A 24,051-nucleotide genomic window follows, 5' to 3' on the forward strand; every position below is an offset into this window, starting at 1 on the left:
GCGTCCTGGAGGTGTGCTGTGATCATCTGCATCGGGGCCGGACCCGGCCACCTGGATTACCTGACGCGCGGCGGCGCGGACCTGATCGCCGGCGCGGACGTCGTCGCGGGCTTCGACGCGGTCGTGGACGTGGTCCGGCCGCTGCTGACCACACAGACGGTCATCACCATGGGGTACCGCGATCAGGTCGAGAAACTGGCGGGCGTGGCGGCGCTGCACCACGCCGGGAAACGCTGCGTGGTCGTGTTCATGGGCGACGTTCACTTCAGCGGCTTTCAGTTCCTGGAACGGGTCGAGACGGCCTGCGGTCACCCGGTCCAGACCCTGCCGGGCATCAGTTCCGCGCAGGTGCTCGCCAGCCGCACGCGCGTGTGCTTCGACGAGACGACCTTCCTGACCTTCCACCGCCGGGGCGACATGGCCCCCTTCAAGGCGCACCTGCGGGACGTGCTGGCCGCCGGGCGCAACGCCATCGTGATTCCCCGCCCGTGGGATTTCATGCCGGGCGACGTGGCGGCGTTCCTGCTGGGACGCGGCGTGAGCAGCGCCCACCGCACGGAAGTCTGGGAGAACCTGACCCGCGCCGAGGCCACCTGGACCGGCACGCTGGGCGAACTGGAGGGCCGGACCTTCAGCGACATGAGCATCCTGCTGATCCGCGCGCTGCGGCCCATGCCGACCGGCCTGGAGGGCGAGATATGACCTACGCCGTCGTCCTGGCCGCGCACGGCAGCCGCGACCCGGCCAGCAGCGCGCAGTTCGAGCAGCTCGCGGCCCTGGTGCGGTCCCTGGATCCGGGGCGGGTCATCACGCACGGGTACCTGGAATTCAATTCGCCCACGCTGGACGAGGCGGCCCGCGAGGCCGTGCAGGCCGGGGCGCGCGAGGTGGTGCTGGTGCCGGGCGTGCTGCTGGCCGCCACGCACGCCAAGAACGACCTGCCGGCCGAGGTGCAGGCCCTGCGCCTGGAATTCCCGGACGTGACCTTCCACTACGGCGCGGCGATGGACCTGCACCCGGCGCTGCTGGACGTGTGCCGCGAGCGGCTGGTGCAGGCCGAGCAGACGGGCGGCGAGGTGCGCCGCGAACGGACCCTGCTGCTGGTCGTGGGGCGCGGCACCACCGACCCGGACGCGAACGGCGACGTGCACAAACTCGCCCGCTTCCTGGAAGAGGGCCTGGGGTACGGGGCGAGCGGCGTGTGCTTCAGCGGCACGGCGCAGCCGGACCTGAAGACCGGACTGGCCCGCGCCGCCCGCCTGGGCTTCTCGCGCGTGATCGTCATGCCGTACCTGCTGTTCGGGGGCGTGCTGGCCCGCCGGGTGGAGGAGGCGGTCGCGGCGGCCCGGCAGCGGTACCCGGACGTGGAGTTCCTGACGACCCGGCCGCTGGGCGCGCACCCGAAGGTCGCGCAGGTGTTCCTGGAACGCGCCCGTGAGGGTGTGCAGGGGCAGGGGCACATGAACTGCTCGCTGTGCAAGTACCGCGTGCAGGTCGTGGGGTACGAGCATCAGGTGGGCGAGGTGCAGGTCGGGCATCACGGCGCGGCGCGTGGCCTGGACGCCCGCGCGGACGTGCCCGCCGCGCCCCGCGAGATGCCCGCGTACGTGCCGCACCCGATCGAGGCGGAGTCCTTCCGGATTATCGAGGAGCTGCGCGACTGGTCGGCGGTGCCGGACGCCGACCGCTACGCGGCGCAGCGGCTGGTGCACACGGCGGGCGACCCGGCGGTCGTGGACGAGCTGTTCTTCTCGCCCGGCGCGTGCGAGGCCGGGATCCGCGCGGTGCTGCGCGGCCTGACGGTCGTGACGGACGTGACCATGGTCAGCAGCGGCCTCAAACGCGAGGTCCTGAAGACGCTGGGCGTGCCGGTCTGGTGCGGCGTGCACGACCCGGAAACGCACCTGCTGTCGCGCGAGGCGGGCATCACCCGTTCGGCGGCGGGTGTGCGGCGGGCCTTCGAGCGCTTCGGGAACGACTGCATCCTGGCGATCGGGGACGCGCCTACCGCGATCTTCGAAGCCAACCGCCTGATCCGCGAGCGGCACTGGCGGCCCGCGCTGGTGATCGGCCTGCCCGTGGGCTTCGTGGGCACCCGCGAGAGCAAGGCGGCCCTGCGCGCCTGCCTGAGCGTGCCGCGCATCACGAACGCCGGGACGCGCGGCGGGAGCCCCTGGGCCAGCAGCGTGGTGAACGCCCTGATGATCCAGGCCCAGAACCGGCTGGCGCAGGCCAGTGCGCCTGCCTCCCCGGTGCGGGACGCGTGAGCCTGAGCGTGACGCCGCCCGCCAGACTGGACCTGAGCGTACCCGCCGACAACGGGCTGCGGCGCGGCTTCACGACCGGCAGCGCGGCCACGGCGGCCCTGAAGGCGGCGCTGCTGTGCCTGCGCGGCCGGACGGCGCACGTGGTGGACATCACGCTGCCCGGCGGGGAACTGCTGGGCGTGGAGGTCCGGGGCGTGCGCCGCACCGACGCCGGGGCGTACGCGGAGGTCGTGAAGGACGGCGGGGACGACCCGGACGCCACGCACGGCGCGGTGATCTGGGTGCGCGTGACGCCGCAGGACTCGCCGGTCATGTCCTTTCACGCCGGGGAGGGCGTGGGGACCGTCACCGCGCCCGGCATCCGCGTGCCGGTGGGCGAGGCGGCCATCAATCCCGGTCCGCGCGGCATGCTGCGCGCGGCGGCGCACGAGGTCGCGGGGCACGAGGCCTTCGCGGTCACGGTGGGCTGCGTGGACGGCGAGCAGATCGCGCGCCGGACCTTCAATCCGCGCCTGGGCATCGTGGGCGGCATCAGCATCCTGGGCACGACCGGCGTGGTGGAACCCATGAGCCTGGAGGCGTACATGGCGTCGGTGGAGGTGTACGTGCGCGTGGCCGTGCACGCCCGCCCGGACGCGCTGGTGTTCACGCCGGGCAAACTGGGCCGTGATTTCGCGCGGGACACGCTGGGCGTGCCGCCGCTGGCCGTGGTGCAGATGGGCAACTTCGTGGGCGCTGCGCTGGACGCGTTGCAGGAAGCGCTGCAGGACGCCCTGGGAGAGCAGGCGCGCGTGGACGGGTCGCAGGTGTCCGCGCCGCCGCTGCTGGTCGCCGGGCATCCGGGGAAGCTGGCCAAGGTACTGAACGGCGACTGGAACACCCACAGCGCCCACAGCGGCATGGCCATGAACGCCGTCGCCCGCGTCGCGGCCCGCCTGGGCCTGCCCGGCGCGCTGGTCGGCGCCCTGCACGCGGCGAACACCGTGGACGCCTGCGTGGACCTGCTGGCCGGGCCAGATCAGGGCGGAGCAGATCAGGGCCGCGCTGTCTGGGCCGCCGTGGCCCGCGACGTGGCCGCCTGCCTGCATGGGCGCGCGCCGCTGCTGCCGGGCGTGCGCGTGGCGCTGTTCGCGCTGGACGGCCGCCCGCTGGCCGACGAGTCCACACCTGCCGCCTTCCCTCCCGACACTCTTTCCGACCCGCATTCAGACGGAGGAACCCCATGACCACACAGATCACTTCACAGACCACTCCCGGCTGGTTCGCCGGGCTGGGCGTCGGGCCGGGCCAGCCGGGCCTGCTGCCGGTCGCGTCGCTGGACGTGCTGCGCGGCGCGGACGTCATCTACGCGCCGCGCTCGCGGGTGTCGCAGGCGTCCGTGGCGCTGGCGGCCCTGCGCGACCTGGACTTCCCGGCCGGACGCGTGCAGGAGATTGAGTTCCTGATGGACGGCGACGACGCCCGCATCGGCGGGCACTACGCCGCGCTGGCCGAGCAGATCGCCGGTCAGCAGCGTCAGGGGCTGAACGTCGCGTACCTGACCATCGGGGACGCCATGACGTACTCCACGCTGGGCTACCTGGTGAGCGCCCTGCGCCGCGCCGCGCCGGACCTGCCGCGCCGCGTGCTGCCGGGCGTCACCAGTTACGCCGCCGCCGCCGCCCTGACCGGCTTTCCGCTGGGGGAGGGCCGCGAGCGGGTGCTGATCCTGCCCTGCCCGGACGAACTCGCGGAGTTGCGGGCCGATATCGCCTCGCACGACGTGGTCGTCCTGATGAAGGTCGGGCGTCGCCTGCCGGTCGTGCTGGACCTGCTCTCGGAACTGGGCCTGCTGGAACACTGCGCGCTGGCGCACCGCCTGGGCCTGGACGGCGAGGTGATCCTGCCCAGCCTGGAATCGCTGCGCAGCGACACCCTGCCGGATGGCCCGGACGCGGCGCGGCTGGGGTACCTGAGCGTGCTGCTGATCCGGGGCGTGCGCCCGGGGAGGTTCGCGTGAAGGTGTACTTCATCGGGGCGGGGCCCGGCGCGCCGGACCTGATCACGCTGCGCGGCGCGCGGCGGCTGGGCGAGTGCCCGCTGGTCATGTACGCCGGGTCGCTGGTGCCCGAGGCGGTGCTGGAGCACGCCCACCCGGACGCCGAGTGCGTGAACACCGCTCCGCTGAACCTGGACGAGCAGGTGGCGATCTACCGCCGCGCGCAGGCCCAGGGACTGGACGTGGCGCGCGTACACAGCGGCGACCCGGCCATCTACGGCGCGACTGCCGAGCAGATGCGCGCCCTGCGGTCCCTGGGCATCGAGTACGAGGTCGTGCCGGGCGTGAGTTCCTTCACGGCCAGCGCGGCGGTGCTGGGCGCCGAACTGACCCGGCCGGGCGTCACGCAGACCGTGATCCTGACCCGCGCGTCGGGCCGGGCCAGTCCGGTGCCGGACGCCGAGAACCTGCGCGGCCTCGCGGCGCACCGCGCCAGCCTGTGCGTGTTCCTGGGCGGGCGGCAACTGCCGCAGATCGTGACCGAGCTGCTGGAAGCCTACCCGCCGCACACGCCGGCCGCGCTGGTGCAGCGGGCCTCGCAACCGGGCGAGCGGCGGCACGAGGCGACGCTGGGCACCCTGCTGACGGACCTGACCCTGAGTGACTGGGCGTTGACGACCATGCTGCTGGTCAGCCCGGCGCTGGGCGACCCCGGCGAGCTGACCGAACCGAGCCGCCTGTACGACCCCGCCTACGCGCACCGCTTCCGCCGCGCGGCGGACGGCACGGACTCTTGACCGCCCCGCTGGACATGGGTCTGCCGGACAGCGGCCCCCCGGACGTGGGCATCTGGCCGGTGCAGGCGGGCGCGTGGGCGCTGGCCGGCACGCTGGAACGCGCGCTGACCGGGGCGGGCCGCCGCGTGACCGTGTACCGTCCCTGGACGCTGGGCCGCCAGATGGAGGCCTTCCGCGCCGCCTACCCCGGCGCGCGGGCCTGGGTGCTGATCGGCGCGGCCGGCATCGCCGTGCGGTTCCTGTCGGGCCTGCCGCGCGACAAGACCCGCGACCCGGCCGTGCTGGTGCTGGATGACGCCGCCCGGCACGTCATCCCCATCCTGGGCGGGCACGAGGGCGGCGGGAACGTCCTGGCGTACGCGGTCGCGCGGGCCTGTGGGGCCGCGCCGGTCATCACGACCGCCAGCGAGGCCGCCCGGCCCCTGACCCTGGGTGTCGGCTGCCGCCGTGACGTGCCCGAGGACCGAATTGCCGCCGCCGTGACGCAGGCCCTGACGCTGGCCGGGTACGCGCTCGGCGACGTGCGCGAGGTCGCCACCGTGGACCTGAAAGCGGACGAGCCGGGCCTGAACGCCTTCTGCGACCGGCACGCGCTGCCGCTGCGGATCATCGCGCACGCCGACGTGCAGGCGCGGCCCTTCGTGACCCGCCCCAGCGAGTGGGTGCAGCGCAGCGTGGGCCTGTCCGGCGTCAGCGAACCCTGCGCCCTGATCGCCAGTCCACGCGGCGAACTGCTGTTCCCCCGCCTCGCGCTAAGCGGCGTGACCGTGGCCGTCGTCCGCGACCGGCCGCCGCACGCCTGCCCGGACGCCCCTCCCGCCCCGTCCTCTTCCCGACCCCCGGAGGCCACCGCATGACCCCATCCACCCACCCTGAACCCGACTACTCTGAATCCACCCGCCCCCCGCTCACGGGCGGGCACCTGAGTCTGGTGTCGGTCGGGCCGGGCGACCTGAACCTCGTGCCGCAGCGCGCCCGCGAGGCCCTGATGCGCGCCGACGTGATCGTCGCGTACGACCTGTACCTGCGCTGGGTCGCGCCGCTGCTCGACCAGGCCCGGCAGGAGATCGTCACGCTGCCCCTGACGCAGGAGAAACGCCGCGCCGAGGTCGCCATCGAGCGGGCCGCCGCCGGGCAGCGCACGGCGCTGGTCAGCAGCGGCGACATCGGCATCTACGCCATGGCCGGACTGGTCTTCGAGGACCTGCCGGACCCCGCGCCGTTCACGGTGGAGGTCATTCCCGGCATCACGAGCGCCACCGCCTGCGCCAGCCTGCTCGGGTCGCCGCTCACGCACGATTTCGCCACCCTGAGCCTCTCGGACCTGCTGTGCCCCTGGGAGTGGATCGAGCACCGCGCCTCGCACATCGCGCAGGCGGACCTGTCATGCGTGCTGTACAACGTGCAGAGCCGCGCCCGGCAGGAGGGCGTGTACCGCGTGCTGCGCCTGATGCTGGCGCACAAACGCCCGGACACCGTGTGCGGCGTGGTCCGCAACGCCTATCGCGAGGATCAGGAGGTGCGCGTCACGACCCTGGAGGCGCTGCTGGACGACCGCTTCGACATGCTGACCACCATCGTGATCGGGAACCGGTTCACGCAGCGGCGCGGCCCGTGGATGTTCACGCCACGCGGCTACAACGCCTGGGAGGCCGGGCGGGACGCGCCCGCCACAGGCACGCCAGCCCCGGAACTCCCGGCCCCGGCCGAAGCCCCGCCGGAGCACGTGGGCCGCGTGTGGGTGTTCGCGGGCACCTCGGACGGCAGCGCCCTGGCGCAGGCCATCGCCGGGGACGGCCTGCCGGTCACGCTGAGTGTCGCCACGTCCCTGGGAGCCAGCGTCGCCCCGCAGCATCCGGGCGTGCAGCTGTACGGCGGCCCGGCGGGCGTGCAGGCGCGGCGGCTGGCCCTGCGCGGCGCGCGCGCCGTCGTGGACGCCACGCACCCGTACGCGCAGGTGATCACCGCGCAGCTGCGCGAGCTGTGCGCGGAACTGGGTGTGCCGTACCTGCGGCTGGAACGCCCGTCCAGCCTGGACCCGGACCCGGCGGGCCTGGACGACCTGAGCGTCGTGGACGACCTGAACGCGGCCGCTGCGCAGGCCGCCGCGCGGGGCGGGCCGGTGTTCCTGGCGACCGGCAGCCGCGACCTGGAAGCCTTCTGGACCGCGTTTCTGGCGGCGGGAGGCCAGGGCGGGCAGGTGTTCGTGCGCCTGACCCCGCAGCCCGACGTGCTGGCCCGCGCGCTGGCGCTGGGCGTGCCTGCCCGCAACGTGAGCGCCCTGATCGGCCCGTTCAGCCGCGAGTTCAACGAGGCGCAGTGGCGCGCGCAGGGCGTCCGGACCGTCATCACCCGCGACGGCGGCGACGAGGGCGGCTTCGACGCTAAACGCCTCGCCGCGCGCGCCCTGGACGCGGGGCTGATCGTCCTGCGACGTCCCGCGCCCGTGCCCGGCGCCTTTTCTGACCCGCAGGCGCTGCGCCGCGCCCTGCTCGACCTTCCAGTCATTCCTGGCCTGCCGGTACAGTCCGGCCCGGCCCCCCTGGAGACCGCATGAACCTCCCTGACACCACCTTCCGCACGCCCGTCACGCTGATGTCCGGTTTCCTGGGCAGCGGCAAGACCACCCTGCTGAACAACCTGCTGCGCCAGACGCACGACCGCACCCTGGCCGTGATCGTGAACGAATTCGGGGAGGTCAGCATCGACGGGGCCCTGCTGCGCAGCCGCGAGGACGGCGTGGAACTGTTCGACGTGAGCGGCGGCCTGCTCGCCTACGGCGGCGACGACGACGCCTTCCGCCGCACGCTGCGCGCCCTGCTGGACCGGCGGCACACCTTCGATCACGTGCTGATCGAGACGAGCGGACTGGCCGCCCCGACCGCCGTGATGGTCGCCCTGCAGGACCCGGCCTTCGCCGGCGCCTTCACGCTGGACGCCACACTGGTCGTCGTGGACACGCCCCTGCTGCTGGAGGGAGCCTTCGACCCGGACGGCCCGAACCCGGCTGTTCCCAATTCGCTGGCCCGCAGCGCCGCGCAGGTGTTCGACGCGCAACTGGAATTCGCGGACGTGGCGATCCTGAACAAGATCGGCGGCCTGAGCGACGCGCAGTTGTTGCAGGCCGAGGCGGACGTGCGTCACCGCGCGCCGCGCGTGCGCTTCCTGGAACTGGCGCACGACGCGCGGCTGGACACGCAACTCACACTGGGCCTGAACCTGCACGGCGCCCGGCGCGCCGCGCACCACGCGCCGGTCAGCGGCGCGCCCGGCGACCTGAGCGGCCCGCTGCACGACCACACCGGCCTGGACGGGCACTCGCACGGCGACCTGGACGCGCACGTGCACAGCCTGGGCACCCACCAGCACTTTCATGAGCACGATCCGGGCTGGCAGTCGTTCCGGTTGACCGGCGCGGGCGCGCAGGACCCGCAGGCGCTGGCGACCGCGGTGCGGAACGTGGCGCGGGTGTTCCCGGTGCTGCGCGTCAAGGGCTTCGTGACCGACGTGGACGGGCAGCGGCACGCACTACAGGCGGTGCGCTCGCGGGTGGACCTGACGCCCGCCCCGACCCGGCCGGACGCGCCGAACGAACTGGTGTTCATCGGGTACCACGTGAGCCGCAAGAAGGTCACGGAAGCGCTGGGCCGGGCCGTGCCGCAGCGGTGGGAGTGATGGACGCCCCGCACGTCCCGGCGCCGCTGCCCGGCGTGCCCGGCGGCCTGAGCGCCCGGCACAGCGCGCGCCGCTCCGCGCCATTCCTGCTGGCCGTGCTGGCCCTGCACGCGGCCGGCCTGTGCCTGCTGGCGCTGTCCGCGCCGGGGCAGCCGCTGCTGTGGGGCCTGGGCCTGAGCGCGTACCTGTTCGGCGTGCGGCACGCCTGGGACGCCGATCACATCGCCGTGATCGACAACACCGTCCGGCGGCTGCTGACGCTGGGCCGCCCCGCGTACGGTGTGGGCCTGTACTTCAGCCTGGGGCACTCGGGCGTGGTGCTGCTGATGGCCGTGGCCGCCGCCCTGATCGGAGGGGCGCTGCTGGGCGCGCAGGATCAGATCGGCACGGTCGGCGGGTGGGTGGGGCCGTTCGTGGCCGGCGCGTACCTGCTGGTCGTGGCGACCCTGAACCTGAGTGCCGTCGCCCGGATGCTGCGCGGCGCACCCGAAGGGCACGGGGATCATGACGGGCACCATCACGGCGGTCTGCTGGCGCGGCTGATCGCGCCCCTGACCCGCCTGATCACCCGCCCGTGGCAGGTCATGCCGCTGGGCTTCCTGATGGGCCTGGGTTTCGACACGGCCAGCGAGATCGCGCTGCTGGCCCTGGCCGGGCAGGCCGGGCAACAGTCGCTCGGCTGGGCGGGCATCCTGTCCCTGCCGCTGCTGTTCGGGGCGGGCATGACGCTGTTTGATACCCTGAACGGCGCGTTCATGACCCACGCGTACGGCTGGGCACTCGACCGGCCCGGCGCGCGGCGCACCTACAACCTGCTGGTCACCGGCCTGTCGGGTCTGGTGGCGCTGGTCGTGGGCGTGGTCACGCTGGGCGCCTGGGCGGCCGAACACTTCCCGGCCCTGTCTGGCCTGCGGAGCCTGGAGGCGCTGGACCTCGCGCCGCTGGGCTTCGGCCTGACCGGCGCGGCGGGCCTGCTGTTCCTGGTGGCCGTCCTGCGCCGCCGACTGACGGGCGCGGCGTGACGGTCCCTGCTGCCATGCCCGCGCCTGCGCCGGTCAGCGCGCAGGACCGCGCGGCCCTGTGGCGGGTCATGGAGGCCCGCCGCGACCACCGGCACTTCCGGCCCGACCCGGTCCCGCCCGAGATGCTGGCGCGCGTGCTGGACGCCTTCCGCGTGGCCCCCAGCGTGGGCCTGAGCCAGCCGTGGCAGGTCACGGTGATCCGCGACCCGGCCCGCCGGGCGCAGGTGCACGCCAGTTTCGTGCAGGTGCGTGCCCAGGAACGCCTGAGCTTCAGCGGCGAGCGCCGGGACCTGTACGACACCCTGAAACTCGAAGGCATTCTGGACGCCCCGCTGGGCCTGCTGGTCAGCCTCGACCCGCCGGACGGGCCGACCCTGGGCACGGGTGGCCTGGGCGGCATGCTGGAGGCCAGCGTGCTGTGCGCGGTCACGCTGGCGTGGCTGGCCGCCACCGCCGAGGGCCTGGGCCTGGGCTGGCTGAGCCTCGTGGACGGCGGGGACCTGGGTGAGCGGCTGGACCTGCCGCCCGGCACGCGCCCGCTGGCGTACCTGTGCCTGGGCTGGCCGGCCCTGACCCTGGACGCCCCGCTGCTGGAAACGACCGGCTGGGCGCGCCGCACGCCGCTGCGCGTGAACGACACGGACGTGACACCGTGACCCGCCGCGCCGCGACCCGCGAACGCGTGACCCGCGCCGACGGCCGCACCATCAACGTCGCCCGGCGGCGCGGTCACCTGAGTTACTGCTTTCACGGCTGCTGCTGCGGCCGCACCGACAAGGGCTACCCGGCCGCGCCCGCCCACGTGTACAAGGACGAGTGGGTGCGCCGCCGCCTGCGCAACACGCTGCACCTGACCAAGAGTGGCTGCCTGGGGCCGTGCTCGCTGGCGAACGTGGCGCACCTGGTGTTCGACGGGCACGACCTGTGGTTCCACTCGGTGAACGACGCGTGGCTGGTCCGCGCGATCTTCGACCACATCGAGGCGATGGTCCGCGCCGACCGCTTCCTGCCGTTGCCGCCGGAGCTGATCGAGTACGCCTTCAACTACTACACCTGGGACGCCGCGCAGGCCCTCCCGCTGCACCCGGACATGAATGCGGGACTGGGAGCGGCAGGGGAGACCCCGGACGCTCCATCCGACGCGACTCCCCTGAGCGGCGTGGCGTTCCTGACGCACGCGGACACCGACCTGCTGAACCTGCGCGCCGCGCGCGACACCCTCCCGGCCGATTTCGGCCCGGTGACCGGCGTGGCGCTCGGCAGCGTGCGCGGCGAGGAGCAGATGCAATCACTGCTCTCAGGCGCGGTCGGCGAGGCGCAGGTCGTGCTGGTGCGCGTTCACGGGCGCTTCGAGGCGGTGCCCGGCGCGGCGCGGCTGCTCGCGCACGCCCGGACGCGCGGGCAGCGGCTGCTGCTGATCAGCGGCACGAACGAACCCGACCCGGAACTCGCGGCCCTGAGCCTCGCGCCGCTGCCGGTGCTGGACACCGCCCGCGCGTACCTCGCCGCGAGCGGCTGGCCGAACCTGCGGGAACTGCTGCTGAGCGTCTCGGATTCGCTGCGCCTGACCGCGTACGGCGCGCAGCCCCCGCAGGCGCTGGCGCTGCACGGCGTGTCCCACCCGGACCTCCCGGAAGGCCTGGACGCCCCGCAGGCGCTGGCCGAGTGGGAACGCCGGCGCGGCGCGGCCGCCCCGCGCCGCCCGGCGGTGGGCATCCTGCTGTACCGCGCGCACGCCCTGAGCGGCAACACGGACTTCATCGACGCGCTCGTCACGGCGCTCGACGACGCCGGGGCGGACGCCCTGCCGATCTTCACGACCAGCCTGCGCGACACCGACGAACGCGGCGACCCGCACGCCCTGGCGCTGCTGCGCGGCGAGGACGGCCCGCGCGTGGACGCCGTGATCAGCACCCTGAGTTTCGCCATGACCGAGGTGCAGGGCGGAGCCGTCACGCCCGCCGGGGAGGCCGTGGGCGCCTTCGCGCGGCTGGGCGTGCCGGTCGTGCAGGGCCTCACGACCGGCGGGCCGCGCGGTCCCTGGGCGACCAGTGCGCGCGGCCTGAACCCGCTGGACACCGCCATGAACGTGGCCCTGCCGGAATTCGACGGGCGGCTGATCAGCGTGCCCTTCGCCTTCAAGGAACGCGTCGCCGGTGACGGCGCGGACGAGGCGGCGGCCCGGCTGGTCGCGGACCCGGAACGCGCCGAGCGCGTGGCGGGCGTCGCCGTGCGGCTCGCGCGGCTGCGGCACGTCCCGAACGGCGAGAAACGCGTGGCGTTCGTGTTCACCAACTCCACGGCGAAGGCCTCGCAGGTGGGGAACGCCGTGGGCCTCGACTCGGCCGCGTCGCTGCTGGGCGTACTGCGCGCCCTGCGGGACGACGGGTACGACGTGGGCACCCTGCCCGCGACCTCCGACGAACTGATGCACGCCCTGCTGGACCGCGCCACCTACGACACCACCCTGCTGACCCCCGCGCAACTGGAACGCGCGGTCCTGGTGCCCCGCGAGCGGTACGCCGCGTGGTTCGCGGACCTGCCGGACGCGCAGCAGCGCCGCATGCGCCAGCAGTGGGGCGACCCGCCCGGACAGGCGTACCTAAGCGGAAGCTCGCTGGCCCTGGCGGGCCTGCACTTCGGGAAGATGTTCGTGGCGCTGCAACCCCCACGCGGGTACGGCATGGACCCGGACGCCATCTACCACACGCCGGACCTGCCGCCCACCCACCACTACCACGCGCTGTACCGCTGGCTGCGCGAGCCCCCCGCCGCCGGGGGCTTCGGCGCGCACGCACTGGTGCATGTCGGCAAGCACGGCACGCTGGAATGGCTGCCCGGCAAGGGCGTCGGCCTGAGCGCCGCGTGCTTCCCCGACAGCCTGCTGGGCGACCTGCCGCTGTTCTACCCCTTCGTCATCAACGACCCGGGCGAGGGCACGCAGGCCAAACGGCGCGCGCACGCCACCATCCTCGACCACCTGCCGCCCCCCCTGACCCGCGCGGACACCTACGGCCCGCTGGCCGAACTGGCCGCGCTGGTCGACGAGTACTACCAGCTGGAACTCCTCGACCCGTCCAAGCTGCCGCTGCTGCAGGGGCAGATCTGGGACCTCGTGCAGCGCAGCGACCTGGGCACCGATCTGGGTACCCTGCTGCGCCGCGACCACGGCGACCACGTGCACGAATGGGACGACGAATTCACCGAGGACGGCGTGCCCGTCACCCTCAGCGAGATGAACGGCCCGGACGTCGCGCACCTGCTCGAGGACATCGACGGGTACCTGTGCGAACTGGGCCGCGCGCAGATCCGGGGCGGCCTGCACGTCCTGGGCCAGCCGCCGCGCGGCGAGGCGCTGCCCGAGATGCTGGTCGCCCTGACCCGCCTGCCGAACGCGGGCGTGCCGGGCCTGCACGCCGGACTGGCCGGCGCGCTCGGCCTGAACCTCGAAGACCTGCTCGACCGCCCCGGCGCGCGCCTGGGTTCGCCGCCTCACAGCCTGCCCCGTACCCTGCTGGGCGCCGGCGCGGACGCTGCTCAATCCTCAGCAAGTGCTGAAGGACAGCGGCTGTGAGGGGGCCTATGGTTGGGCATGACTTCCGTCCAGCGCCCCAGCGACACGCCCCCCAGCACCGCGCCCCAGCCCCCGGTCCAGCCTGTGCCGGGCGTGCCCGACCCGACCGTCCTGAGCGGCGCGGCCCTGATGCACGCCGTCCTGAAGAAAGACGCCGAGAAGGCCGGCCGCGCCGCATGGCCCACCTTCGTTCTGTCGGTTCTGGCCGGCATGTACATCGGGCTGGGCGGCATGTTCTACACCCTGATCGAATCGGGCGGAATCGACTTCGCGTTCAAGCAGGTGCTGGGCGGCCTGGGCTTCTGCGTGGGCCTGGTGCTGGTCCTGGTCGCCGGGGCGGAACTGCTGACCGGGAACGTGCTGCTGGTCCTCGGGGTAGTGCGCCGGCAGATCACCTGGGCGCAGGTGGCGCGCAACTGGGGACTTGTGTTTCTGGGCAACCTGGTGGGCGGCGTGCTGCTGGCCGCGCTGGTCGTCGCGTCCGGGCACCCGTCCCTGAACGGCGGGGGCGTGGCGCACGAGGCGGTGCGCGTGGCGACCGGCAAGGTCGGCAAGACGGCCGCGCAACTGTTCTTCAGCGGCGTGCTGTGCAACGTCCTGGTGTGCCTGGCGGTGTGGATGGCCCTTGCGGGCAAGACCCTGGCCGACAAGGTCCTGGCAGTGCTGCTGCCGGTCACGGCCTTCGTTGCGGCGGGCTTCGAGCACTCGGTGGCGGACATGTACCTGCTGCCGCTGGGCCTGATGCTGCGCGACCACGGCGCCGACCTCGCGGACATTGCGCGGCTGGACCTGCCGCACGTGGTGAGCACCGTGGCGGTCGTCACGCTGGGCAACATCGTGGGCGGGGCCGTGTTCGTGGCGCTGGCCTACCACGCGGCCTACCCGGACAGCCCAGCCGACCGGGCCCCGGAGCCGTCCACGCATCGCTGACCCTCACCCGCCCTCATGTCGGCGCGCGGCCTGCACCATCAGGGCCGCGCGCCGCCTTGCCGTGCCTGGGAACGATACGGATTCCGTCTGTTTCGTTAATAACCCGGAAGAATGCCGGGTTGCCAACTCCACGCCCGGAACCCGTTTCTCTCCTACTCGCTTCGCTCGGGTTGAAAGCTTTTGCAACCCTTTCAACCGGAGTCCGTATGACCACACCCACGGAGACCCCATGACCGCTCCTGACCTGACTGCCCCCGACTTGAATGCGCTGGCGGGCCGTCCCATTCAGACGAACGGGGACGCGCTGGAACTGCTCGACGAACTGGCCCTGCACCTGTACCAGCTGCTGGCCGAGCGTGACTTCGACCCGGCCAGCATTCCTGAGGTGCTGGCCCTCACGCTCGGGAGTGTCGGCGACCACGGCCCGCTGACCGCCACCCTGGACTACGCTTGCCGGGAATTGCGCCCGAACCTGGAAGCCACCACCGACGAGACCCGGCACCTGCTCGCGGGCCTTGCCGGGCGGTACGTGCCGGCCGGGCCGAGCGGTGCGCCGTCACGCGGGCAGGCGCACATTCTGCCCACCGGACGGAATTTCTACGCCGTGGACCCGCGTGCCGTGCCGTCCCCCGCCGCGTGGACGGTCGGCAGTGGGCTGGCCCGCGAGGTCCTCGCCCGGCACGAGCAGGAGACCGGCGCCCCTCCGCAGCGCGTGGCGATCAGCGTGTGGGGGACGAGCAACATGCGCACCCAGGGGGACGACATCGCGCAGATTCTGGCCCTGATCGGCGTGCGGCCCCGCTGGCACGCCCAGAGCCGCCGCGTGGAGGGCGTGGACCTGATCCCGCTGGCGGAACTCGGGCGGCCCCGCGTGGACGTGACCGTGCGCATCAGCGGGTTCTTCCGGGACGCCTTCCCGCACGTGATCACCCTGATCGACGACGCCGTGCAGGCCGCCATGCACGCCGACGAACCGGAGGACCAGAACCCGCTGCGCCGCCAGTACCTCGCGGACCTCGCCGGGCGACTGGCGGACCTGCCGCCCGACGAGGCCGCCGCCCGCGCCGCGTACCGCGTGTTCGGCAGCGCGCCCGGCACGTACGGCGCCGGGATTCTCGACCTGATCAACGAGGGCAACTGGGCCGGTGACGGCGACTTCACCCGCACCTTCGTGAACTGGGGCGGGTACGCCTACACCGCCGCCGAGCAGGGCACGGACGCCCGCGACGACTTCCGCGCCCGGCTGGGCGGCACGCAACTCGTGCTGCACAACCAGGACAACCGCGAGCACGACATTCTCGACAGTGACGACTACCTGCAGTTCTTCGGCGGCATGATCGCCTCGGTGCGGCACCTGAGCGGCACGCAACCCCTGCGGTACTTCGGGGATACCTCCAACCCCGAACGGGCCCGCGTGCGCGACCTGGGCGAGGAGACCCTGCGCGTGTACCGCTCGCGGGTCGTGAACCCCAAGTGGCTGAGCGGCATCCGCGCGCACGGGTACAAGGGCGGCCTGGAGCAGACGGCCACCGTGGACTACCTGTTCGGCCTGGACGCCACCGCGCAGGTCGCGCACGACTTCATGTACGAGGGTGTGGCGCAGGCCTACGCGCTGGACCCGGAGAATCAGGCGTTCCTGCGCCGCTCGAATCCCTGGGCACTCCAGGCCATCACCACTCGCCTGCTGGAGGCGCAGGGCCGGGGCCTGTGGACGCCGCAGCCGGAGACCCTGCACGCCCTGCAGAACCTGCTGGTCGAGAGCGAGGGCCTGCTGGAGGAACGCGGCGAGACGGCCCGCCCTGGCGGAGGCGGCGCGTGAGCCGCGTCACCCTGAACCGCCCTGTATGGACTAAGCTTAGTCCATGCCGGAGACAGTCAACATCCACGCTGCCAAGACGCAACTGTCCCGCCTCGTGGACCGCGCCCACGCCGGCGAGGAGATCATTCTCGCCAAGGCCGGAAAACCCTACGCCCGGCTGGTGCCACTGGCGCCCGCCGCTGCGCGTGAACTCGGATTCCTGGCCGGAACCGTCCAGGTCGGCGCGGCCTTCGCGCACGAATCCCTGCGCCCACTGTCCGCCGAGGAACAGGCGGACTGGGAGTGAACCTGCTGCTCGACACCCACATTCTGCTGTGGGCGACCCTTCAGCCGGCGCTGCTGCCGGGCGCGTGGCAGACCACGCTGCTCGATTCCCGCAACCGGTTGATCCTGAGCGCCGCGACCGCCTGGGAACTCTCGATCAAACACCGCAGCGGCCGCCTCCCGGAAGCCGCCCCGCTGCTGCTGGATTTCCACGCGGTCACCGCACGACTCGGAGCCGAGGTGATCGACATCTCCCCGGCCCACGCGGTGCGCGCCGGAGCGCTCGACTGGGATCACCGCGACCCCTTCGACCGCCTGCTGGTCGCGCAGGCCATCGAGCACGGGCTCACGCTGATGACGGTGGATGCCAGCATCACGGCCTACGCCCACGCCCCGGTCCTGCCGCCTCCCTGAGCCACGGCCCTCTGAGCTGCTGCCCCCTGAGCCGCTTCACGGAGGCTGCGTGACCCCCTCCGGACCCCTTCCGGACGCCGCGCCGCTGTTTCCACTGTCGGCGGTGGCGCACCAGCCGGACCTGACGCTGGCGCTGAGCCTGCTGGCCGTGTCGCCCGCGCTGGGCGGCCTGCTGATCCGGGGCGACCGGGGCGCGGCGAAAAGCACGTCCGCACGGGCGCTGGCGGCGCTGCTTCCAGCGCACGCGGAGGGGCTTCCAGCCGACGGGGACGGCGCGGCCCCGTTCGTGAACCTGCCGCTCGGGGCGGGCGAGGAGCGTGTGGTGGGCACGCTGGACCTCGACGCGGCCCTGCGGGGCGAGGCGCGCCTGAAACCGGGCCTGATCGCGCAGGCGCACGGAGGCGTGCTGTACATCGACGAGGTGAACCTGCTACCGGACCATCTGGTGGACGTGCTGCTGGACGCCGCCGCGATGGGCGTGCACCGCGTGGAACGCGACGGCCTGAGCGTGACCGCGCCCGCCCGGTTCGCGCTGGTGGGCAGTATGAACCCCGAGGAGGGCAGCCTGCGCCCGCAGTTCCTGGACCGCTTCGGACTGTGCGTGGACGTGCAGGCCCCCACCGCGCCGGGCGAGCGGGCCGAGATCGTGCGCCGCCGCCTCGCCTTCGACGCCGACCCCGCCGTGTTCGTGCGGGCCTGGGCGGGGGCGGAGGCGGCCCTGCACGCCCGGCTGGACGCGGCGCGCGGGCGACTGGCGCACGTGACCGTCCCGGACGTGCTGCTGATCCGCATTGCCGATCACGCGGCGGCGGCTGGTGTGCGCAGCCTGCGTGCGGATCTGGTGCTGTACCGCGCCGCCTGCGCCCTGGCCGCGCTGGAGGGCCGCCTGTCGGTCACGGCGGCCGACGTGGACCGCGCCGCGCCGCTGGTCCTCACGCACCGCCGGGTACCGCACGCGCCGGACCTGCCGCCCCCGCCCCCTCCTCCCAACGAACCGCCCCCGGAGCCACCGGCCGGACCGCCGGGCGACGCCCCGGACGGTGAGCCCCTCCCGGAAGCCGGGAACGAGCCGCCGCACACACCAGATGCTCCGGACGGGGGAGACCACCTGCCGCCCGCTGGCGACCCGCCGGGCGAGGTGTTCGCTCCCGCTCCCGCGCACGTTTTCCTGCCACTTCCCGGCGGGGCGCGCGGCGCGGGCGACGCCGGGCGCCCCCGCGTGACCGGCAGTCGCCCGGACGCGAATCCGGCCTCGCTGGCGCTGCCGGACTCGCTGCGCGCCGCCCTGACCCGCGCGGGCCTGAGCGGCGAGGCTGGCCCGGACAGGTCCGGCCTGACCCGCGCGGACCTGCGCGCCCCCATCCTGGCCCCGCAGGAGGGCCGCCGGGTGCTGTTCGTCGCGGACGCCAGCGGCAGCGTCGGCGCGTCCGGACGGATGGGCGCCGTCAAGGGCGCGCTGCTGGACGCCCTGGGCGGGCAGGGTCACGCCGACCGCATGGCCCTGATCACCTTCCGGGGCGTGGGGGCCGCGCTGCTGCTCGACTGGACCGCCGACGCCCACGCGGCCGCGCGGGCCGTGGAGGCCGCGCCTACGGGGGGCCGCACGCCGCTCACGCAGGCGCTGCGGCTGGCCCGCGTGACCCTGGACGCGGAGCGCGGCGCGCAGCTGGTGCTGTTCACGGACGGCCGCGCGAACGTCCCCACGCAGCCCGGCGCGGACCCCTGGGCCGAGGCATTAGGCGCCGCCCGCGCCCTGCACGGTGTGCCCGCACTGGTCGTGGATACCGAGGCGGGCCGGGTGCGCCTGGGCCGGGCCGCGCAACTGGCCCGCGCGATGGGCGCCGACCTCGCGCCCCTGCACCTGCCTGAACATCACCCTGACCCTTCCCTGAATCCCTCATCCCTGGAGACCCCATGACCCCCCCCGACCCTGACCTGAACGCCCCTTCACCGGTCCCCGTCATGCCCCGGCTGGTGATTGCCGCCGCGCACTCCGGCAGCGGCAAGACGACCGTCGCCTCGCTGCTGTGCCTCGCCCTGAGCGCCCGTGGGCTGCGCGTGCAGCCGTTCAAGCTGGGGCCGGATTACCTGGACCCCACGCACCTGACCCGCGCGGCCGGGCGGGACGCGCGGAACCTCGACTCGTTCCTGCTGCCGCGTGAGCGACTGCGCGCCCTGTTCGCCCGCGCCGCCGCGCAGGCCGACGTGAGCGTCCTGGAGGGCGTGATGGGCCTGTACGACGGCCGCGACTCCCTGAGCGACGAGCATTCCACCGCCGATCTGGCGGGCCTGCTGGGCGCCCCGGTGGTCCTGGTGATCGACGCGGGCGGCATGGCCCGCACCGCCGCCGCCGTGGCCGCCGGGCTGCGGGATTTCGCGCCGCTGACGGTCCCGCCTGTGCGGGTGGCGGGCGTGATCCTGAACCGCGTGGGCGGCGAACGTCACGCGGAACTGTGCGAGGCGGCGCTGGCGCAGGTGGGCCTGCCGGTCCTGGGCTTCGTGCCCCGCGACGAGCGGCTGCACCTCCCGGCGCGGCACCTGGGCCTGCTGAGCGCCGAGCAGGCCTCCTGGGACGCGGCAGACGCCCTGCACGCCGCGCGCTTCCTGCGGCTGGACGCGCTGCTGGCCGCCGCGCAGGCCCCCGCGCTGCCTCTCCCGCCCCCCACGCCCGTTCCGGCGGGCGAGCGGGTGCGGATCGGCGTGGCGCACGACGAGGCCTTTCACTTCTCGTACCCGGACGCACTGGACGAACTGCGGGCGCAGGGCGCGGAGCTCGTGCCGTTCAGTCCCCTGCGGGACGCCGGACTGCCGCCGGGACTGGGCGGGCTGCTACTGCCCGGCGGGTACCCCGAGGCGCACGCCGCCGAACTGGAAGCGAACGCCGCCATGCGCGCCGCCGTCCGGGCCTTTGCGGCGTCCGGGCGGCCCGTGATCGGCGAGTGCGGCGGCCTGATGTACCTGGGCCACTCGCTGGAAACGCCGGAGCGCACCTTCGAGATGTGCGGCGTCACGCCGGACCGCACCCGCATGGCCCCCCGCCTGACCCTGGGCTACCGCGACGCCCGCGCCCTGACCGGCACGCCCCTGTCCCCGGCGGGCGCGGCGCTGCGCGGCCACGAATTCCACCACTCGGTCCTGACGCACGAACCCACCCACCCGGCCTACCGCTGGCAGGCCCCGGACGGCACGACCGTCCACGAGGGCTACGCGCACGGGAACGTGCTCGCCAGTTACCTGCACCTGCACCTGGGCGCGGACCCCGCGCTGGCCCGCCGGTTCGTGGACCAGTGCCGCACGCCCGGAAGCCCATGAGCCGCCGCGCCCTGCTGCTGGCCCTGGCCCTGGACGCGCTGGGTGAGCCGCCCGCCCGCTGGCATCCGGTCGTGTGGATGGGCTCGTACCTGAACGCCGCGCGGGGCCGCTGGCAGGCCACCACGCCCGCCGCGCAACTGCTGGAGGGGGGCCTGGGCTGGGCGGGCGGGGCCACGCTGGCCGCGCTGGCGGGCGGGGCGGCGGCGCGGCTGCCGTGGCCCGCGCAGGGAGTCTTCCTGAAGCCCCTGCTGGCCCGCCGGGCCCTGCTGTCGGCAGTGGGTGAGGTCGAGGCGGCCCTGCACGTGGGCAACCTGCCGGAAGCGCGCCGCCTGCTGGCGTGGCACCTCGTGAGCCGCGACACCACCCACCTGAGCGCCGCCGAGGTCGCCGGGGCCGCCGCCGAGAGCCTCGCGGAGAACCTGTCGGACAGCGTGGTCGCGCCGCTGCTGGCGTACCGCGCGGGCGGACTGCCGCTGGCGGCCCTGTACCGCTACACGAACACCGCCGACGCCCTGTGGGGCTACCGCACGCCGGACCTGGAGTGGCCGGGCAAGGTCGCCGCGCGCGCCGACGACCTGCTGAACCTCGCCCCGGCCCGCCTGAGCGCCGCGTGCGCCCTGCTGGCCGCGCCGCTCCTGGGACTGGATGGCCGCGCCGCGTGGCGCGCATGGCGCTCAGGCCGCCGTGTCACGACCAGCCCGAACGCCGGGCACCCGATGAGCGTGTTCGCGGGGGCGCTGGGCGTGCGGCTCGACAAGCGCGGCGTGTACGTCCTGAATCCCGAGGGGCGCGCGCCGGGTGCCTCTGACCTGCGCGCGGCGCGGCGTCTGGCGCACCTGACCCTGATCCTCGCTACGCTGTGCCTGATGCTGCCCCGCCCACCCGCCTGCCCTGCCCGCCGGGCCCGCCCATGACCACCGACCTCCCGGTCACGGACCTGCCACCCACCGACCACTCCAGCCTGCCGCCCGTACTGCCCCGCGCCGCGCACGGCGGGCCGGACGCGCAGGCGTTCACGGGCCTGGATTTCAGCGTGAACACCAACCCGTACGGCCCGAACCCCCGCCTGATCCAGGCGGTGCGCGACGCCGATCACGCCCACTACCCGGACCCCACGTACGCCCGTGTGCGCGAGCGGCTGGCCGCGTGGCACGCCACCGAACCCGGCGGCGTGGCCCTCGCGACCGGCGCGTCCGACCTGCTACACCGCCTGGCCCGCGCCTACCTGGGGAGCGGCGACACCCTGCTGAGCCTGTACGCGCCGTTCGGGGAACTGGCCCGCGCGGCCGCGCTGCAACGCGCGTCCGTGCAGGTCGTCCCCGCGCTGCCCACCACGCTCCCGGCCCGCACGCGCCTGGTGTACGTCGGGTACCCGCACAACCCCACCGGGCATGCCCCCACACTGGGCGAGCTGCTGGCTGCCGCCGACACCTGCGCTGCCGCCGGGGCGCTGCTGATCGTCGACGAGGCGTACGCGCCGTTCACGGCCCTGCCGGTCCCGCCGCGGCACCCGGCGCTGGTGAGGGTCCTCTCGCCCGGCAAGGCGCACGGCATGGTCGGCGCGCGCCCCGCCTACGCCCTGGCCGCGCCGCCGGTCGTCGCGGCGCTCGACAACCTCGCCCCCGCGTGGCACGTCACGGCCGCCACCGCTGCCGTCCTGGCGGCCCTGCCGCACGGTGCGCGCTTCCTGGCCGAGACGCTGCCGCGCGTCGCCGCGCACGCCTCCGAACTGGCCGCCGACCTGGGCCGCCTGGGCCGCACCGAGCACGCGGGCACGCCGTTCATGACCCTGCGCGTCGGGGACGCCGCCGCCGTCACCGCCGACCTGCGCGAAGGCGGCATCCGCGTGCGGGACTGCGCCAGCTACGGCCTGCCGGACTGCATCCGCGTCAGCACGCGCCTGCCCGGCGAGAACGCCGCCCTGCTGCGCGCCCTGACCGCCCGCCTGGGCCGCGGAGGCCGACATGGGTAAGGCGATCATGGTGCAGGGCTGCACGAGCAGCGCGGGCAAGAGTTACCTGACGGCCGCGCTGTGCCGCGCGCTGGCGAACGAGGGCCTGCGGGTCGCGCCGTTCAAGGCGCAGAACATGAGCAACAACGCCGGGGTCACGCCGGCCGGGCTGGAGATGGGCCGCGCGCAACTCGTGCAGGCGCGCGCGGCGCGGGTCACGCCGGACGTGCGCATGAACCCGGTGTTGCTGAAGCCCGAGGCGGATACCCGCTCGCAGGTGGTGCTGCTGGGGCAGGTCAGCCGCGAGATCACGGAGTTGCCGTGGCGGGAGCGCAAGGCGCACCTGTGGCCGCACGTGCAGGTGGCCCTGCACAGCCTGCTGGCCGAATTCGACGTGGTGGTCATCGAGGGGGCGGGCAGTCCGGCCGAGGTGAACCTGCGCGGCAGCGACATCGTGAACATGCGCGTGGCGCTGGAGGCGCAGGCGGGCGTGCTGCTGGCCGCCGACATCGACCGGGGCGGGGCGTTCGCGCACCTGCTGGGCACCTGGCACTGCCTGACGCCCGAAGAACGCGGGTTGCTGCGCGGCTTCATCCTCAACCGTTTCCGGGGGGACGCGCGGCTGCTGTCGCCTGCCCCGGAGTGGTTGCAGGAGCAGACGGGCGTGCCGACGGTGGGCGTGATTCCCATGCTGGACGTGACGCTGCCCGAGGAGGACGGCGTGTGGCTGGATTCACGTGCAGCCGCGACGGACGCGGACGCGGGCTTCGTGGCCATCGCGCGTCTGCCGCGCGTGAGTAACCTCGACGAGTTCGCGCCGCTGGGGCCGCTGGCCCGCTGGGTGTCCCGCCCGGATGAGCTGGCGGGCGCGCGGGCCGTGATCATTCCCGGGAGCAAGAGCACGGCCGCCGACCTGAACTGGCTGCGGCAGACCGGACTGGCCGCCGGAATCACGCGGCTGGCCGGGGCGGGCGTGCCGGTGCTGGGCGTGTGCGGCGGCCTTCAGATGCTCGGGCAGTCCATCCGCGACCCGCACGGCATCGAGGGCCGCGTGCCGGGCGCCGGGGTCCCCGGTCTGGGCCTGCTGGACCTGCACACCGAGTTCATGCCGGACAAGACGACCGTGCAGACCACCTTCACGGACCCCGAGACCGGTTTCGCCCTGACCGGGTACGAGATTCACCACGGGCAGACCCGCGCGGGCGGCGGCGTGCAGACCCTCGCGCCGGGCCTGCTGTGGCGGCAGGGCAACGTGCGCGGCACGTACCTGCACGGCCTGCTGGAGAACCCCGCGTACCTGGAACGCTTCCTGGGCTGGGCGGGCCTGCCGCTCCCGCCGGGCCTGGATTCGCTGGACGCCCGTCTGGACGCAATCGCGGCGCAGGTGCGGGCCGGGCTGGACTGGTCGGTCATTGAAGGAATGCTGTGACGCGGTCAGAGGCGGGCCGGATCGTGTTCGTGACCGGCGGGGCGCGCAGCGGCAAGAGCACGTTCGCGGAACGCCGCGCCGCGCAGGAGGCCGCGCCGGACGGAGGGGGCGTCACGTACCTCGCCACGGCGCAGGCCTTCGACGACGAGATGACGGACCGCATCGCCCGTCACCGCGCCGACCGGCCCGCCGGGTGGGTCACGCACGAGGAACCGCTGGCCGTGCCCGCCGCGCTGCGCGCCGTGACCACACCCGCCGCGTTGCTGGACTGCCTGAGCCTGTGGGTCAGTAACCTGATGCTGGCCGGGCACACCGACGACGCGGTGCTGGACGCCGCCGACGACCTGCTGCGCGCCGCCCGCGAACGAGGCGGCGTGACGGTCCTCGTGACCAACGAGGTGGGCTTCGGCATCGTGCCCGATAACGCTCTGGCCCGCCGTTACCGCGACCTGCTCGGCTGGGTGAACCAGCGGGCCGCCGCCGCCAGCGACGAGGCGCACCTGATCGTCAGCGGTCTGCCTCTACGGCTGAAGTAGCGCCGGGCTGTGGGAGGCCGGGGTGGCCGCCCCCTGACCACCTGAACACCTTGTCAACACGGACCCGGGTGGAACGGTTCAGA

19 protein-coding genes and 2 pseudogenes are annotated in these 24,051 nt (G+C 74.0%); all 21 read left to right on the forward strand.

Annotated features, from left to right (window positions below; translation table 11 throughout):
* Positions 1–18 precede the first annotated feature (18 nt).
* The 21 genes and pseudogenes from M8445_RS15520 to cobU all read left to right on the forward strand — a co-directional run bounded on the left by M8445_RS15520 (position 19) and on the right by cobU (position 23,968).
* Positions 19–702, forward strand: a complete 684-nt coding sequence (locus tag M8445_RS15520; RefSeq protein ID WP_273991200.1) for a cobalt-precorrin-7 (C(5))-methyltransferase — start codon at positions 19–21, stop codon at positions 700–702.
* Positions 699–2,267, forward strand: a complete 1,569-nt coding sequence (locus M8445_RS15525) for a precorrin-8X methylmutase (protein ID WP_273991201.1) — start codon at positions 699–701, stop codon at positions 2,265–2,267. The genes M8445_RS15520 and M8445_RS15525 overlap by 4 nt, the downstream gene beginning before the upstream one ends.
* Positions 2,268–2,269: 2 nt before the next feature.
* Entirely contained in the window at positions 2,270–3,493 is a 1,224-nt protein-coding gene (gene cbiD, locus M8445_RS15530; RefSeq protein ID WP_420704111.1) for a cobalt-precorrin-5B (C(1))-methyltransferase CbiD, read from the forward strand.
* A complete protein-coding gene (gene cobI / locus M8445_RS15535; protein ID WP_273991203.1) occupies positions 3,490–4,266 on the forward strand; it encodes a precorrin-2 C(20)-methyltransferase in 777 nt (258 codons plus the stop codon). The genes cbiD and cobI overlap by 4 nt, the downstream gene beginning before the upstream one ends.
* Positions 4,263–5,042 (forward strand): precorrin-4 C(11)-methyltransferase, encoded by a 780-nt coding sequence (cobM, locus tag M8445_RS15540; RefSeq protein WP_273991204.1) that lies wholly within the window; start codon positions 4,263–4,265, stop codon positions 5,040–5,042. Before cobI ends, cobM begins: the two co-directional genes overlap by 4 nt.
* A gap of 14 nt (positions 5,043–5,056) precedes the next feature.
* Entirely contained in the window at positions 5,057–5,899 is an 843-nt protein-coding gene (locus M8445_RS15545) for a cobalamin biosynthesis protein (protein ID WP_273991271.1), read from the forward strand.
* Positions 5,896–7,599, forward strand: a complete 1,704-nt coding sequence (cobJ, locus tag M8445_RS15550; RefSeq protein WP_273991205.1) for a precorrin-3B C(17)-methyltransferase — start codon at positions 5,896–5,898, stop codon at positions 7,597–7,599. Before M8445_RS15545 ends, cobJ begins: the two co-directional genes overlap by 4 nt.
* Positions 7,596–8,717: a CobW family GTP-binding protein gene (locus tag M8445_RS15555; protein ID WP_273991206.1), complete on the forward strand. Its 1,122-nt coding sequence runs from the start codon at positions 7,596–7,598 to the stop codon at positions 8,715–8,717. The genes cobJ and M8445_RS15555 overlap by 4 nt, the downstream gene beginning before the upstream one ends.
* The gene (locus tag M8445_RS15560; protein ID WP_273991207.1) at positions 8,717–9,739 is read left to right on the forward strand and encodes a HoxN/HupN/NixA family nickel/cobalt transporter; all 1,023 of its coding nucleotides are present in this window, start codon (positions 8,717–8,719) and stop codon (positions 9,737–9,739) included. Before M8445_RS15555 ends, M8445_RS15560 begins: the two co-directional genes overlap by 1 nt.
* On the forward strand, positions 9,736–10,395 hold the full coding sequence (gene bluB / locus M8445_RS15565; protein ID WP_273991208.1) for a 5,6-dimethylbenzimidazole synthase: 660 nt from the start codon (positions 9,736–9,738) through the stop codon (positions 10,393–10,395). The genes M8445_RS15560 and bluB overlap by 4 nt, the downstream gene beginning before the upstream one ends.
* Positions 10,392–13,217, forward strand: a pseudogene (locus M8445_RS15570) (cobaltochelatase subunit CobN); the annotation flags it as partial. The gene bluB and the pseudogene M8445_RS15570, both read left to right, overlap by 4 nt.
* Before the next feature lie 114 nt (positions 13,218–13,331).
* A complete protein-coding gene (locus tag M8445_RS15575; RefSeq protein WP_273991209.1) occupies positions 13,332–14,243 on the forward strand; it encodes a formate/nitrite transporter family protein in 912 nt (303 codons plus the stop codon).
* Between the two features lie 253 nt (positions 14,244–14,496).
* Positions 14,497–16,062: pseudogene (locus M8445_RS15580) on the forward strand (cobaltochelatase subunit CobN); the annotation flags it as partial.
* A 43-nt stretch (positions 16,063–16,105) separates the two neighbouring features.
* Positions 16,106–16,348: a type II toxin-antitoxin system Phd/YefM family antitoxin gene (locus tag M8445_RS15585; RefSeq protein WP_078305285.1), complete on the forward strand. Its 243-nt coding sequence runs from the start codon at positions 16,106–16,108 to the stop codon at positions 16,346–16,348.
* Positions 16,345–16,740 (forward strand): type II toxin-antitoxin system VapC family toxin, encoded by a 396-nt coding sequence (locus tag M8445_RS15590; protein ID WP_273991210.1) that lies wholly within the window; start codon positions 16,345–16,347, stop codon positions 16,738–16,740. Before M8445_RS15585 ends, M8445_RS15590 begins: the two co-directional genes overlap by 4 nt.
* A 49-nt stretch (positions 16,741–16,789) precedes the next feature.
* Positions 16,790–18,658, forward strand: a complete 1,869-nt coding sequence (locus tag M8445_RS15595; RefSeq protein ID WP_273991211.1) for a VWA domain-containing protein — start codon at positions 16,790–16,792, stop codon at positions 18,656–18,658.
* Positions 18,659–18,702: 44 nt separating this feature from the next.
* The gene (locus M8445_RS15600) at positions 18,703–20,052 is read left to right on the forward strand and encodes a cobyrinic acid a,c-diamide synthase CobB (protein ID WP_273991272.1); all 1,350 of its coding nucleotides are present in this window, start codon (positions 18,703–18,705) and stop codon (positions 20,050–20,052) included.
* Entirely contained in the window at positions 20,049–20,966 is a 918-nt protein-coding gene (locus M8445_RS15605) for a CobD/CbiB family cobalamin biosynthesis protein (RefSeq protein WP_273991212.1), read from the forward strand. Before M8445_RS15600 ends, M8445_RS15605 begins: the two co-directional genes overlap by 4 nt.
* The gene (locus M8445_RS15610) at positions 20,963–22,024 is read left to right on the forward strand and encodes an aminotransferase class I/II-fold pyridoxal phosphate-dependent enzyme (protein WP_273991213.1); all 1,062 of its coding nucleotides are present in this window, start codon (positions 20,963–20,965) and stop codon (positions 22,022–22,024) included. Before M8445_RS15605 ends, M8445_RS15610 begins: the two co-directional genes overlap by 4 nt.
* Positions 22,017–23,432: a cobyric acid synthase gene (locus M8445_RS15615; RefSeq protein ID WP_273991214.1), complete on the forward strand. Its 1,416-nt coding sequence runs from the start codon at positions 22,017–22,019 to the stop codon at positions 23,430–23,432. Before M8445_RS15610 ends, M8445_RS15615 begins: the two co-directional genes overlap by 8 nt.
* The gene (gene cobU, locus M8445_RS15620) at positions 23,429–23,968 is read left to right on the forward strand and encodes a bifunctional adenosylcobinamide kinase/adenosylcobinamide-phosphate guanylyltransferase (protein WP_273991215.1); all 540 of its coding nucleotides are present in this window, start codon (positions 23,429–23,431) and stop codon (positions 23,966–23,968) included. Before M8445_RS15615 ends, cobU begins: the two co-directional genes overlap by 4 nt.
* Positions 23,969–24,051: the final 83 nt, after the last annotated feature.

It is taken from the genome of Deinococcus aquaticus (assembly GCF_028622095.1).
Lineage (GTDB): Bacteria > Deinococcota > Deinococci > Deinococcales > Deinococcaceae > Deinococcus > Deinococcus aquaticus.

What these genes read in the sequence shown, in the direction of transcription:
- M8445_RS15525 (WP_273991201.1), top strand. Translation starts at nt 699, where the DNA reads ATGACCTACGCCGTCGTCCTGGCCGCGCACGGCAGCCGCGACCCGGCC.
- cobI (WP_273991203.1), top strand. Translation starts at nt 3,490, where the DNA reads ATGACCACACAGATCACTTCACAGACCACTCCCGGCTGGTTCGCCGGG.
- M8445_RS15545 (WP_273991271.1), top strand. Translation starts at nt 5,057, where the DNA reads ATGGGTCTGCCGGACAGCGGCCCCCCGGACGTGGGCATCTGGCCGGTG.
- cobJ (WP_273991205.1), top strand. Translation starts at nt 5,896, where the DNA reads ATGACCCCATCCACCCACCCTGAACCCGACTACTCTGAATCCACCCGC.
- M8445_RS15555 (WP_273991206.1), top strand. Translation starts at nt 7,596, where the DNA reads ATGAACCTCCCTGACACCACCTTCCGCACGCCCGTCACGCTGATGTCC.
- M8445_RS15560 (WP_273991207.1), top strand. Translation starts at nt 8,717, where the DNA reads ATGGACGCCCCGCACGTCCCGGCGCCGCTGCCCGGCGTGCCCGGCGGC.
- M8445_RS15575 (WP_273991209.1), top strand. Translation starts at nt 13,332, where the DNA reads ATGACTTCCGTCCAGCGCCCCAGCGACACGCCCCCCAGCACCGCGCCC.
- M8445_RS15585 (WP_078305285.1), top strand. Translation starts at nt 16,106, where the DNA reads ATGCCGGAGACAGTCAACATCCACGCTGCCAAGACGCAACTGTCCCGC.
- M8445_RS15600 (WP_273991272.1), top strand. Translation starts at nt 18,703, where the DNA reads ATGCCCCGGCTGGTGATTGCCGCCGCGCACTCCGGCAGCGGCAAGACG.
- M8445_RS15605 (WP_273991212.1), top strand. Translation starts at nt 20,049, where the DNA reads ATGAGCCGCCGCGCCCTGCTGCTGGCCCTGGCCCTGGACGCGCTGGGT.
- M8445_RS15610 (WP_273991213.1), top strand. Translation starts at nt 20,963, where the DNA reads ATGACCACCGACCTCCCGGTCACGGACCTGCCACCCACCGACCACTCC.
- M8445_RS15615 (WP_273991214.1), top strand. Translation starts at nt 22,017, where the DNA reads ATGGGTAAGGCGATCATGGTGCAGGGCTGCACGAGCAGCGCGGGCAAG.